The 12,652-nt window shown below is 64.4% G+C and carries 14 protein-coding genes; 11 read left to right on the top strand and 3 right to left on the bottom strand.

Translation table 11 applies throughout. From position 1 onward, the window contains the following. Positions 1 to 137: 137 nt before the first annotated feature. A complete protein-coding gene (locus DRB19_RS06995; protein WP_114185314.1) occupies positions 138 to 1,445 on the top strand; it encodes a hemolysin family protein in 1,308 nt (435 codons plus the stop codon). 66 nt (positions 1,446 to 1,511) lie between these two features. Here DRB19_RS06995 and DRB19_RS07000 read toward each other — a convergent pair whose 3' ends face one another. Then, entirely contained in the window at positions 1,512 to 2,093 is a 582-nt protein-coding gene (locus tag DRB19_RS07000; RefSeq protein WP_147021684.1) for a hypothetical protein, read from the bottom strand. Between the two features lie 29 nt (positions 2,094 to 2,122). Continuing rightward, positions 2,123 to 2,635, bottom strand: a complete 513-nt coding sequence (locus tag DRB19_RS07005; protein WP_114185316.1) for an invasion associated locus B family protein — start codon at positions 2,633 to 2,635, stop codon at positions 2,123 to 2,125. 317 nt (positions 2,636 to 2,952) lie between these two features. Here DRB19_RS07005 and coxB point away from each other — a divergent pair, with 317 nt between their 5' ends. The 8 genes from coxB to DRB19_RS07040 all read left to right on the top strand — a co-directional run bounded on the left by coxB (position 2,953) and on the right by DRB19_RS07040 (position 9,489). Next, complete coding sequence (gene coxB / locus DRB19_RS07010; protein WP_114185317.1) at positions 2,953 to 3,810, top strand: cytochrome c oxidase subunit II; 858 nt, start codon at positions 2,953 to 2,955, stop codon at positions 3,808 to 3,810. A gap of 30 nt (positions 3,811 to 3,840) precedes the next feature. Then, positions 3,841 to 5,460 carry a cytochrome c oxidase subunit I gene (ctaD, locus tag DRB19_RS07015; protein ID WP_114185318.1) on the top strand — a complete coding sequence of 540 codons (1,620 nt, stop codon included), beginning with the start codon at positions 3,841 to 3,843 and terminating at the stop codon, positions 5,458 to 5,460. A gap of 127 nt (positions 5,461 to 5,587) precedes the next feature. Further along, complete coding sequence (locus DRB19_RS07020) at positions 5,588 to 6,544, top strand: heme o synthase (RefSeq protein WP_114185319.1); 957 nt, start codon at positions 5,588 to 5,590, stop codon at positions 6,542 to 6,544. An 8-nt stretch (positions 6,545 to 6,552) separates the two neighbouring features. Beyond that, a complete protein-coding gene (locus tag DRB19_RS30580; RefSeq protein WP_170148910.1) occupies positions 6,553 to 6,708 on the top strand; it encodes a hypothetical protein in 156 nt (51 codons plus the stop codon). Positions 6,709 to 6,717: 9 nt separating this feature from the next. Beyond that, positions 6,718 to 7,311 carry a cytochrome c oxidase assembly protein gene (locus tag DRB19_RS07025; protein ID WP_114185320.1) on the top strand — a complete coding sequence of 198 codons (594 nt, stop codon included), beginning with the start codon at positions 6,718 to 6,720 and terminating at the stop codon, positions 7,309 to 7,311. Positions 7,312 to 7,378: 67 nt separating this feature from the next. After that, positions 7,379 to 8,239: a cytochrome c oxidase subunit 3 gene (locus DRB19_RS07030; protein ID WP_114185321.1), complete on the top strand. Its 861-nt coding sequence runs from the start codon at positions 7,379 to 7,381 to the stop codon at positions 8,237 to 8,239. A gap of 120 nt (positions 8,240 to 8,359) precedes the next feature. Beyond that, entirely contained in the window at positions 8,360 to 8,728 is a 369-nt protein-coding gene (locus tag DRB19_RS07035) for a DUF983 domain-containing protein (protein WP_114185322.1), read from the top strand. Beyond that, entirely contained in the window at positions 8,728 to 9,489 is a 762-nt protein-coding gene (locus DRB19_RS07040; protein WP_114185323.1) for an SURF1 family protein, read from the top strand. Before DRB19_RS07035 ends, DRB19_RS07040 begins: the two co-directional genes overlap by 1 nt. Here the strand turns inward: DRB19_RS07040 and DRB19_RS07045 are convergent. After that, positions 9,477 to 9,833 carry a hypothetical protein gene (locus tag DRB19_RS07045; protein ID WP_114185324.1) on the bottom strand — a complete coding sequence of 119 codons (357 nt, stop codon included), beginning with the start codon at positions 9,831 to 9,833 and terminating at the stop codon, positions 9,477 to 9,479. The genes DRB19_RS07040 and DRB19_RS07045 overlap by 13 nt on opposite strands. Positions 9,834 to 9,921: 88 nt before the next feature. Between DRB19_RS07045 and thrC the strand changes: the two genes are divergently transcribed. Next, positions 9,922 to 11,337 carry a threonine synthase gene (gene thrC, locus DRB19_RS07050; RefSeq protein WP_114185325.1) on the top strand — a complete coding sequence of 472 codons (1,416 nt, stop codon included), beginning with the start codon at positions 9,922 to 9,924 and terminating at the stop codon, positions 11,335 to 11,337. Next, positions 11,334 to 12,617, top strand: a complete 1,284-nt coding sequence (locus tag DRB19_RS07055) for a M16 family metallopeptidase (RefSeq protein WP_114185326.1) — start codon at positions 11,334 to 11,336, stop codon at positions 12,615 to 12,617. Before thrC ends, DRB19_RS07055 begins: the two co-directional genes overlap by 4 nt. Positions 12,618 to 12,652 lie beyond the last annotated feature (35 nt).

Below are 12,652 nucleotides of genomic sequence, written 5' to 3' on the forward strand. Positions count from 1 at the left end.
AAAGTCAACAAAGCAGGCTGACGCAACCGGGTCGTCCAGGCTTTAATTGACGCAGGCCCCGATAGGCCCCATCTTAGGCGCTGCTTTCACAGAAGGGGAGAAGCGCGGCCCGATCCGGTCAGCAGCTCCTGACATCGTTGCTCGAACTGGTCATCGCTCTTTTTCTCGTCGCCCTGAACGGCGTCTTCGCGCTTTCCGAGCTCGCCATCGTGTCAGCCCGCCGCCCCCGCCTCAAGGCCATGGCAGAGCAGGGCCGCTCCGGCGCCAACACCGCCCTCGCCCTCATGGAAGATTCGGGGCGCTTCCTGTCCACGGTCCAGATCGGCATCACTCTGGTGGGCATCCTGGCCGGCGCTTTCTCGGGCGCAGCCCTGGGCGACCGGCTCACCCAGATTTTCCTCGATCGGGGCATGCCCGAAGGGGCCGCCGAGCCGCTCGGCTACGGCTTGGTCATCGGCATCATCACCTATCTGTCGATCGTGATCGGCGAGCTGGTGCCCAAGCAGCTTGCCCTGCGCAATCCGGAAGGAATCGCCTGCGCGGTGGCTCCCCTGATGCGCGTGCTGTCGAAGGTGGCTGCCCCTGCGGTCTGGCTCCTCAACGCCTCCACGCGACTGATCTTCGGCCTGTTCGGCCCCGCTTCCGACAGCGACACGACGGTGACCGAAGAGGAGATCAAGATGCTCGTCGTCGAGGCGGAAAGCGCAGGCGTGATCGAGGAGGAGGAGCGCCGCATGATCTCGGGCGTGCTTCGCCTGGGTGATCGGCCTGTGCGCGGTCTCATGACCCCTCGGACGGACGTGGACTGGATCGACCTCGCCGACGGCGAAGAGACGATCCGCACGCTCCTGATCGAGACACCCCATTCACGGCTCCCGGTGACCGAAGGCACCTCCGACAACGTGATCGGCGTCGTTCAGTCACGGGAGCTTCTGGCATCGCTCCTGACAGGGCAGCCGCTGGATGTCCGCGCCCATCTTCAGCAGGCGCCCGTCATTCCGGATACCCTCTACGCCCTGGATGCGCTCGCGGTTCTGCGCGACTCCGCCGTGCCGGTGGCGCTGGTCCATGACGAGTACGGCCATTTCGAGGGAATCGTGACCCCGGCGGATGCGCTGGAAGCCATCGTCGGCGCCTTCCGGTCGGACAGCGAGGCGCCCGAGCCCGACGCCACCCGTCGCGACGACGGCTCGTGGCTGCTTGCCGGCTCCATGCCGGTGGACGAGATGGCGGAAATCCTTTCCGTTACCCTGCCGGAGAACCGTTCCTATCATACGGTTGGCGGCCTCGTGATCAGCGAGATTCAGCATCTGCCGAACACCGGCGAGCATGTAAACGCGCTCGGCTGGCGCTTCGAGGTGGTGGATCTGGACGGGCGGCGCATCGACAAGGTGCTGGCCATCCCGCTCAATCAGAGAGCAGGCGCGACCGTCGCTCCGACCTGAACGGCGCGAGCTCATCATGCGGCAAAAATGGGCCAGTTTCCTCGCGCCGCATGACGCGACGAAATTCTAGCCCCTGCGGCTGGCAGCCTTGCCGCCAAGGCCGACTTCGATCTCGAAGCTCGTGGCATCGTTGGGAGACACTACGATCCCTTCCTCGATGACTGAAAAGCTCGCTTGCGTCTGACCAGCCGGAATCGCCACGGAAACGCGGCGCGAGCGGTTGGCGATGACCGTCGATCCGCGCTTCACGACGATGTGGACCGGCACATCGTAGCGCCCCGCCGCTCCACCCGCGCCTAGGAGCGCGCGTCCTTCGACGCCGACCTTGACGACGGTCGTGCCGTCAGGCTGTCCAAGGCACTCACGGGCCAACTCTCCAAGGGCGATCTGGCTGCGCAGGCGGGTGGCGTCCCCAACGGCTCCGCCCGAATAAGCCTGAATGGCCGAGCCGCCTTCGCTCACCTTGATGGTCGGGCAATAGACGTCCTCTGTCTGCCGCGGCATGGGGGGCGGCACGGTCGGCCCCGCAAAGAGCACCATGTTGCCCAGGGACGATCCGCCCTCGCCAGGCGCTCCGCAACCGGCCAAGGCCGTCAGCCCAAGCACCGCAACTGCAAAGCGGGCCTTAGCCCTAAACATACCGCTCATGTCATCCCCCGCATTCTTAGGGCCCGCCATTAGGGCAAGGCATCGTAGCCCGGTGCAAATCCGTTCAGGGACACGGGTATTCCGATCCCCTCCTCCGGCGTCTGGAAGACGATGAAGGTCGACGTCTTTCCGGTCTTCATCTGATTGATGAGATTATCATCCATGACAACCTCCGCGACGCAACCCGTGGCGAGGCAGCGGACGAAGCCGGCGCGGCCGATATCCGTCTCGTCGATCTTGAGGCCAAGCCCTGACGGCAGAAGGATCCCCAGGGGAGCGACCACGCGCAACAGGCGGCCTTTGCCGTCCGCGGTTTTCAACACAATAATCACCAGGGTGATGTTGGGCCGGTCCTCGGCCACCACGTTCTGGACGAGCGCGCATTGCTCGGCGGTGGCCCCGGCCGGGGTCTCGCAGCGCATCTGCCAGTCGTTGAAGGTGTTCTTGACCATGCCCTGGGCTTGGGCGCCGCCGGCGGCCGACATTGCCAATAGCCCCAGGAACGCGGCCGCTCCGTGGCGAACCCATCGTGACACGCTCATAAGGCCCTCCGTCCTTGACCCGGCGCGTGGCCGAAACGCCATCACGCCATTCCTCATTTCAAGGCCCGTTCGGACCATGCCGGGGGCCGCGATGTCAAGCGAGAGGGTATCAGGCCGGAGCGGAAACAACGCTTTGGCGGTTATGACGCACAAATTGCGACGCTAGGACCGTTGCGCTCGGGCGCGTCCTGTGGTCATAGACGCAGATCAAAAGGTGATGGCGCAGGCTGGGCACCCCATTGCGCGCGCCCGCGCCTTCCTTTGGACGCTTTCCGTGGCCTTTGCGGCCGACTTATCTTAGGAGCTTTGGAACACCGATGCGGATCGAGACCTCAGGACTTCGATCGGCGACTGCCCTGTCACTGGCGGCGGTCGCATTTGTATTGGGCATAAGTGAGGCGTTTGCCGGCACCGGTGCACCTACCCCTTGGGAAACTGGCATGCAGGGCATGGTGACGGATGTCGGACGCAGCGTGTCCAGCTTCCACACCTACCTGGTCTGGCTGATCACGGCGATCTGCCTTTTCGTGCTCGCCCTGATCGTCATCATCGTCGTGCGGTTCAACGAGAACCGTAACCCGACCCCCTCCCGGACCACGCACCATACGCTGCTCGAGGTCGCCTGGACGATCGTCCCGGTTTTGATCCTGGTGGCGATCTCGATCCCGTCCTTCCGCCTGCTGCGGATGCAGCTCATCACCCCGCCGGCCGACATCGTCGTGAAGGTGACGGGCTATTCCTGGTACTGGGGCTATGAGTACCCGGCCGACCAGGGCGGCGGCTTCAAGTTCGACTCGAACATGGTCGAGCAGAAGGACCTCAAGCCCAACCAGCCGCGGTTGCTCACGGTCGACAACGAGATGGTCGTTCCCGTTGGCAAGACCGTGAAGGTTCAGGTCACCGCCGCGGATGTCCTGCACTCCTTCGCGATGCCGTCCTTCGGCATCAAGGTGGACGCCGTTCCGGGCCGCCTGAACGAGACCTGGTTCAACGCGGACCAGGAGGGCGTCTATTACGGCCAGTGTTCAGAGCTCTGCGGCAACGGCCATCCGTACATGCCGATCACCGTTCGCGTCGTGAGCGAGCAGCAATACGCCGCCTGGCTGACGGAGGCGAAGCAGAAGTTCGCTTCGACCGACGGCTCGGCCCCGGTCAAGCTCGCCACCGCTCAGTAATTCGATAACAAGGACCACAGAGGTCTCACCATGGCACATGCAGTTGATTCCGCTCACGCGGATCACCACGAACATCTCCCGAGCTTCTGGCGTCGGTGGTTCTATTCCACCAACCACAAGGATATCGGCACCCTCTATCTTCTCTTCGGGTTCACGGCAGGCATCATCGGCGGATTGCTGTCGATCGGCATGCGCCTGGAGCTCCAGGAGCCCGGCCTGCAGTACTTCTCGAATCCGCAGGCCTACAACGTCTTCGTGACGGGTCACGGCCTCATCATGGTGTTCTTCCTGGTGATGCCCACCCTCATCGGCGGGTTCGGCAACTGGTTCGTGCCGCTGATGATCGGCGCGCCGGACATGGCGTTCCCGCGGATGAACAACATCTCGTACTGGCTCACGGTCGCGGCCTTCTGCCTTCTGCTCTGCAGCCTCTTCGTCGAAGGCGCTCCAGGCTCGCTCGGCTTCGGCGGCGGTTGGACCGTTTATCCGCCTCTCTCGACGGCAGGCCATCCGGGCCCGGCGCTCGACTTCGGCATCCTGTCGCTCCACCTCGCCGGCGCGGCCTCGATCCTGGGCGCAATCAACTTCATCACCACCATCCTGAACATGCGCGCTCCGGGCATGACGCTGCACAAGATGCCGCTGTTTGCTTGGTCCATGCTGGTCACCGCCTTCCTGCTGCTCCTGTCGCTCCCGGTTCTCGCCGGCGCGATCACGATGCTGCTCACGGACCGCAACTTCGGCACCACCTTCTTCGACCCCTCGGGCGGCGGCGATCCGATCCTGTACCAGCACCTGTTCTGGTTCTTCGGCCACCCCGAAGTTTACATCATGATCCTGCCGGCCTTCGGCATCGTGTCCCACATCATCTCCACCTTCTCCAAGAAGCCGATCTTCGGTTATCTCGGCATGGCCTACGCCATGGTGGCGATCGGCGTGGTCGGCTTCGTCGTGTGGGCGCACCACATGTTCACGGTGGGCCTCTCGCTCCAGACCCAGGCCTACTTCGTGTTCGCCACCATGGTGATCGCGGTTCCCACGGGCGTGAAGATCTTCTCGTGGATCGCCACCATGTGGGGCGGCTCCATCCGCTTCAACGCGGCCATGCAGTGGGCGGTGGGCTTCGTGTTCCTGTTCACGGTGGGCGGCGTCACCGGCGTGGTGCTGGCGAACGCTCCCGTCGACCGCTACATGCACGACACCTACTACGTGGTGGCGCACTTCCACTACGTGCTGTCGCTCGGCGCCGTGTTCGTGATCTTCGCCGGCGTCTACTACTGGTTCCCGAAGATCACCGGCTACATCCTGCCCGACTGGATCGGCCGGCTGCACTTCTGGATCTCCTTCATCGGCGCCAACGTGCTGTTCTTCCCGATGCACTTCCTGGGCCTGTCCGGCATGCCGCGCCGCTACGCGGATTATCCGGACGCCTTTGCGGGCTGGAACCTGGTGTCCTCCATCGGCGCCTATATCTTCTTCCTGGGCCTGTTCGTCTTCATCTTCGGCGTCGTCTATGCGTTCGTCCGCAAGGAGAAGGCCGCCGGCAACCCGTGGGGCGAAGGCGCCACGACCCTGGAATGGACGCTGTCCTCGCCGCCTCCTTTCCACCAGTTCGAGACCCTGCCCCGCATCGTGGATACGGGCCACTAAATTTCAGAGCCGGGCGGCGTCATGCCGCCCGCTCCTCCCCCGAGGGCTTGCTGTCTAGCCCTCTGGCGAGGAGTAGGTTGTCGGAGGCTCCCGGGCCTGGCTCGGGCATTTCGCAAAGTTGATCCTTATGACCAGTGCATCGAAAACCTTGACCGACAATTCCACAGACGGCTTCGTCACGGCCGGCCTCTCGCAGGGCGACGTTGCGGATTACTTTGCGCTCCTGAAGCCGCGGGTGATGTTCCTCGTGGTCTTTACGGCCCTTGTGGGCATGGTCGTGGTTCATCCCGACGTTCATCCCGTGGTGGCGTTCGCGTCGCTTCTCATGATCGCCGTCGGCGGCGGCGCGTCCGGCTGCCTGAACATGTGGTGGGACGCGGATATCGACGCGATTATGACCCGCACCCGCAAGCGGCCGATCCCGGCCGGGAAGATCCAGCCCGGCGAGGCGCTGGCCTTTGGCCTTACCCTGTCGGCCGGCTCGGTCATCGTGCTGGGCCTGGTGAGCAACTGGCTCGCGGCCAGCCTCCTCGCCTTCACGATCTTCTTCTACGTCGTCGTCTATTCCATGTGGCTGAAGCGCTCGACGCCACAGAACATCGTCATCGGCGGCGCGGCGGGCGCTCTTCCGCCTATCGTGGCCCAAGCGGCGGTTGCCGGCCATGTGGGCTGGGAAAGCGTCATCCTCTTCGCCATCATCTTCATCTGGACGCCGCCTCATTTCTGGGCGCTGGCTCTCGTGAAGTCGGGCGACTACGAGCGCGCCGGCATTCCCATGATGCCGAACGTGGCCGGCCCCGACTCCACCCGCTTCCAGATCCTGGCCTATACGATCCTCCTCGCGCCTCTCGGCCTTGCGCCCGTGGCTTACGGCTTCGGCGGCCTGGCCTATGCGATCATCGGCACGATCGGCGGTCTTGGCATGCTGGCGCTTGCGGTCCAGGTTTACCGCCTGCGGGAGGGCGAGCCCGCCATGCGGGTCGCCCAACAGCTTTTCGGCTTCTCGATCCTGTATCTCTTCCTGCTCTTCGCCACCCTCCTGGCCGAGCATGGCTTCGGCTTCTTCCGGCCGGTCTTCGGGTGATCTGATCCATGGCGTTTCCCCCGTCCCGCCTGACCCCCGAAGAGCAGAAGCGCCGCCGGAAACGTTCGCTGGCTTTGGCGTTGACGCTCGGGGCGCTGGTTGTGCTGTTCTACCTGGTGACGATCGCCAAGATCGGACCGCAAATCCTGCAAAGACCGATGTGAGGCTCCGGTATGGCTGAACCACGCGATCTTCAGCGCAAGATGCAACGGACCGTCCTCGCCTGCGTCGGCATCGTCGCCGGCATGGGCGGCCTCGCCTATGCGTCCGTGCCGCTCTATGACCTCTTCTGCAAGGTGACGGGCTTCGCCGGCACCCCGATCGTGCGCGAAGGCAATGCGGCGAACGTGATGGATCGGACGATCTCGGTCCGCTTCGACGCCAACGTGTCGCCTGGACTGAGATGGACTTTCCAGCCCGAGACGCCGGAGGTCAAGGTCAAGCTCGGCGAGACCACGACAGTCCTGTACAAGGTCACCAATACCGACACCAAGCCCAGCACGGCCATCGCCACCTACAACGTCCAGCCGGATCTCGCCGGAACCTATTTCTCCAAGCTGGAATGCTTCTGCTTCACGGAACAGACGCTTCAGCCGGGTGAAACGGTGGAATCGGCCGTGGTCTTCTACATCGATCCGCGCCTGGTGAAGGACGGCGACGTGAAGGACCTCAGCTCCATCACGCTCTCCTACACCTACTTCCCGTCCAAGGGCGGGCAACCGGTTGCGGAGGCTGCGGCGCCGGCAACCAAACCCATTGTTCAATAATAGACGTGACAAGCTCAACAGAAACGTCTTAAAGCGACCACACCTTCGAGGCACGGAGACGACACTAATGGCCGAGGCCCACGCCAAGAACCACGACTACCACATCATCGACCCAAGCCCGTGGCCGCTCATCGGGTCGATCAGCGCCTTCATGATGGCGTCAGGCTTCGTCACCTGGTGGAAGGACATCCCCCTCGCCGGCATGCATATCGGCGCCTTCATCTTCGGCGCGGGCATCATCGGCGTGATCTACACCATGATCAGCTGGTGGACCGATGTGGTCCGCGAGGCCAATACGGGCTCCCACACCCGGGTGGTCCAGTTGCACCACCGCTATGGCATGATCATGTTCATCGCCTCCGAGGTGATGTTCTTCGTGGCGTGGTTCTGGGCCTATTTCGACGCCGCGCTCTACCCGAACGACCCGATGCAGTACGCCCGCGTCGAGACCCTCGGCGGCGTGTGGCCGCCCAAGGGCATCGAGACCTTCGACCCCTGGCACCTGCCCCTGCTCAACACCCTGATCCTGCTCACCTCCGGCACCACGGTGACCTGGGCGCACCATGCGCTCCTGGAGAACGACCGCAAGGGCCTCAAGATGGGCCTGTGGCTGACGATCGCGCTCGGTGTCGTTTTCTCGTTCGTTCAGGCCTACGAGTACAGCCACGCCGCTTTCGGCTTCAAGGGCAACATCTACGGCGCCACGTTCTTCATGGCGACGGGCTTCCACGGCGCCCACGTGATCATCGGCACGATCTTCCTGGCCGTCTGCCTTCTGCGCGTCTACCGCGGCGACTTCACGCCCAAGCAGCACCTCGGCTTCGAGTTCGCCGCCTGGTACTGGCACTTCGTCGACGTGGTCTGGCTCTTCCTCTTCGCGTCGATCTACGTGTGGGGCTTTGGCGGCGGCGGTGCGGGCGGCCATTAACGCCACGCTCAACCAAGCAAAACGCAACGGGGGCGGCTTCAGGCCGCCCTTCGTTTTTGGCACTACAATCCCCATCTCGTCGGCAGAGCCACTTCCAGCGGACATTCAGGAGAATCCATCTTGGCCCAAGATCTGCAGGCTCCCCCTCCGATCATCGCTGGCCTCAAGGGCTGCTGTCCGCGCTGCGGCAAAGGGCACATGTTCCAAGGCTTCCTGGCGATACGCCCGAAATGCGAGGTCTGCGGCCTTGATCTCGCCTTCGCGGATTCCGGGGACGGCCCGGCCTTCTTCGTGATGTCCATCGTGGGCATCGTGGTGGTGGCTCTCGCCTTGTGGGCTGAGTTCGCTTATGCGCCGCCAATCTGGCTTCATCTTGTGATGTGGTCTGCCTTGAGCGTCATTTTGAGCCTTGTCCTGGTTCGACCCTCGAAGGGCATCCTGGTGGCGCTGCAATATCACCACAAGGCCGAGGAAGGACGCTTCCAGTAGTGACCCGCTCTGCCAGCCTGCAAACCGGGCGCTCGCTTGTTTTTCCCAGTCTGGCGGCGCTTGTGGCGTTCGCAATCCTGATCGGGCTGGGCACTTGGCAGCTCCAGCGCAAGGCCTGGAAGGACGGCCTGCTCGCCCAGATCCAGGCCCGCGCTCATGGGGAGCCGGGAGACATCGTACCTCCATCCGGCTGGACCGCCTGGCGCGCCAGCGAGGACGAGTTCCGCCGCGTCCAGGTGACCGGTGCGTTCCTGCACCCGTTCGAGACCCCCGTTTACGGCCTCGCCCCTGGCCAGCGCGGAGCTCCCGCTCAGGGCTATTACCTGATGACGCCCCTGCGGCTTGCCGACGGCGCGACCGTTATGGTCAATCGCGGCTTCGTGCCGATGGAGCTGCGCGATCCGGCGGCCCGTCCGGAAAGCCAGCCCGCCGGAGAGGTGACCGTCACGGGCCTCGTCCGCGCCCCGGAAGAGCGCAACGCCTTCACGCCCGCCGACGATCCGGCCCGCAACACCTGGTTCGCCCGCGATCCGCAGGCCATCGCCAATGCGCGCAACCTGGACCGTGTAGCGCCCTTCTACGTCGAGGCGGACGCAACCCCCAATCCCGGCGGCTGGCCGAAGGGTGGCCAGACAAGGCTCGACCTGCCCAACAACCATCTCCAGTATGCCGTCACTTGGTATGGTATCGCCCTCACGCTGGTGGGTGTCTTCGCGGCCTTCGCCTGGCGTCGGATCAAGCCCGTGGCTCAGCCGAGCTGAAACAGCACGAAGAAGCCGAAGCCCAGGATGATCAGCCCCGCGCTGACAACCTTCGCCACGAACAGCCACTTCAGGAGCGTGACGGATTCGGCGTGGCGCTCCGCACGCTCGGCCCGGGTCATGTTCTCCCGCGCCTTCATTTGATCGGCATAGAGCGACGTGGTCATGACGTTGCTGACTGCGCCATCCTTCTCCAGCTCGATGCGCAGGGCCATGACTCCGATGATCAGGCCCACCACGCCGAGCCCGAGGAATCCGGCTAGGAGAAAAGCCCCGAAAGCGATCCCGGCCAGCGCGGCTACCAGGATCGGCAGCAGAAACCAATCGACTCGGGTCATGCGCATTGGGGCGTTCCCTTTGCCTGCGGCCCGAATGCGGCTTGCCGTATTGGGCTGTGGCTCCTAATGTCCGCCCAAATCCAGGAGATTGAAAGTGCTGCATGTCTCGACCCGGGGGGAAGCCCCCGAGCTTGGCTTTTCCGATGCCCTTCTGGCCGGTCTCGCGCGGGACGGCGGCCTCTACATGCCGAAGGCCTGGCCAGCGCTGACGCCTGACACCATCCAGGGCTTTTCCGGGAAATCCTACGCCGAGGTCGCAAAGGCCGTGCTGGGGCCTCTGGTGGACGGCGATATTCCCGAGGCCGATCTCAGCCGTATGATCGACGGCGCTTATGCCACCTTCCGACACCCGGCCGTCTGCCCCCTGAACCAGCTTGGCGACAATCTCTTCGTTCTCGAGCTCTTCCATGGCCCGACGCTGGCCTTCAAGGATGTGGCGATGCAGCTGCTCGGGCGGCTGATGGATCACGTGCTCAAAGCCCGCGGCGCCCGCGCCACCATCGTGGGCGCCACCTCCGGCGATACGGGAAGCGCCGCCGTCGAGGCCTTCAAGGGCCTCGATCAGGTCGACATTTTCATCCTCTACCCGCATGGCCGCGTCTCGGACGTGCAGCGCCGGCAGATGACCACGGTCGCCTCGCCCAACGTCCACGCCCTTGCGGTGGAAGGCACGTTCGACGACTGCCAGTCCATGGTGAAGGGGATGTTCAATCATGCCCGCTTCCGCGACGAGCTCCAGCTCTCCGGCGTCAACTCCATCAACTGGGCCCGGGTGGCCGCGCAGGCGGTCTATTACTTCACGGCGGCCGCGAGCCTCGGCTCGCCCCATCGTCCGGTGTCGTTTGCGGTGCCGACGGGCAATTTTGGCGACATCCTGGCTGGCTGGGTCGCCAAGCGGATTGGCCTTCCCATCGAGCAGCTGATGATCGGCACGAACGCCAACGATATCCTGGCGCGCACGCTCAGCTCCGGCGCCTATGAGATCAAAGGCGTGCAGCCGACCGCCTCGCCGTCCATGGATATCCAGATCTCGTCCAACTTCGAGCGGCTGCTCTTCGAGGCCTATGGCCGCGACGCCGGAGCGATCCGCCGTCTCATGGCGAGCCTCACCCAGGCCCAGGCCTTCCTGGTCGATGCGGAACCCCTCGGCCGCATCCGGGAAGAGTTTTCGGCAACGGCCGTGGACGAGGCCAATGTAGCGGCCGAGATGGCCGAGACCTATCAGGCCACCGGCTACGTGCTCGATCCGCACACCGCCGTCGGCACCCGGGCCGCCCGGGCGCTCTTGAAGGCGAGGCCGGAGACGCCTGTAGTTGCTCTCTCGACCGCTCATCCGGCCAAGTTCCCCGACGCGGTCGAGCGGGCGACAGGAGTGAGGCCAACGCTTCCGCCCCACATGGCGGACATCATGGGACGCCAGGAGGGCTTCACCGTGCTCCCCAACGACCAGAGCGCGGTGGAGCGGTTCATCCGCGAACGGGCCCGCGCGGTCAGAGGCGTCGCCGCATGAACCATCACTTCGTCCGCGAAAAGCGGATCGACATCACGCGCCTGCCCAACGGGTTGACGGTCGCGACCGAGCAGATGCCCGAAATCGCCACCGCGACGCTGGGGGTCTGGGTTGGCACGGGCTCCCGCCACGAAATGGCGCACGAGCACGGCCTCTCGCACCTGATTGAGCATATGGCCTTCAAGGGCACCGCTCGCCGCTCCGCGCGTCAGATCGCCGAGGACATCGAGAATGTCGGCGGCGACATCAACGCGGCGACCAGCGTGGAACACACGAGCTACACGGCCCGGGTTCTCGGCGAGAACATCGACGTGGCTCTCGACGTCCTTGGAGACATCCTCATCAACTCGGCCTTCGACGCCGCCGAGCTCGCCCGCGAGAAGAGCGTGATCCTGCAGGAATACGCCGCCGTCGAGGACACGCCGGACGATCTCATATACGACGCCTTCATGGAAGTGGCCTATGGCGGACAGCCCATCGGCCGGCCGATCCTGGGTACGCCGGACACCATCAAGAGCTTCGACGAGGCGACCATCCGCGCCTTCATGGCGCGCGAATATGCGCCGGGCAAGATGGTGCTGGCGGCAGCTGGCGACGTGGACCATGCGCGAATCGTCGATACGGCGGAGCGCCTGTTCGGGGGGATGCCCAGTGTGGACGCCCGCGAGCCCGAGTCCGGCCTTTATTCGGGCGGCGAGAGGCGCATCTCTCGCAAGCTCGAACAGGCCACCCTGGTTCTCGGACTGCCGGGACTGTCCTTCAAGGATCCGGACTATTACGCCACCCATCTGTTCACCCATATTCTCGGCGGCGGGCTGACCTCCCGCCTGTGGCACGAGGTGCGGGAGAACCGGGGACTGGCTTATTCCATCGACGCGTTTCACTGGCCGTTTTCCGATACGGGCCTGTTCGGCATCGGAGCCGGCACGGCAGGCTCGGACGTGCGTGAACTGATGGATGTCACGCGGGAGTGCACGCGCCAAGCGACCGCCGACATCAGCGAGATCGAAATGGTGCGCGCCAAGGCGCAGATGAAAGTGGCACTTCTCACAGCCCTCGAAACACCGGGCGGGCGGATCGAGCGTATCGCTCGCCAGCTCCTGTCCTGGGGCCGGATCGTTCCAAGCGATGAGATCGTCCTGAAGGTCGACGCTCTCACGGTCGACCAGGTTCAGGAAGCCGGCAAGCGCCTGCTTTGCGGCGACCCGACGCTGGCGGCCATTGGTCCTATCAAAGGCTTGCCTTCCTTGGAAAAAATAGCATCCGGCCTTCGCGGCTGACGCGTTCGGGTCCCGCGGCCTGCCCTTTGGTCATG

The organism is Microvirga aerophila (assembly GCF_003332305.1).
Lineage (GTDB): Bacteria > Pseudomonadota > Alphaproteobacteria > Rhizobiales > Beijerinckiaceae > Microvirga > Microvirga aerophila.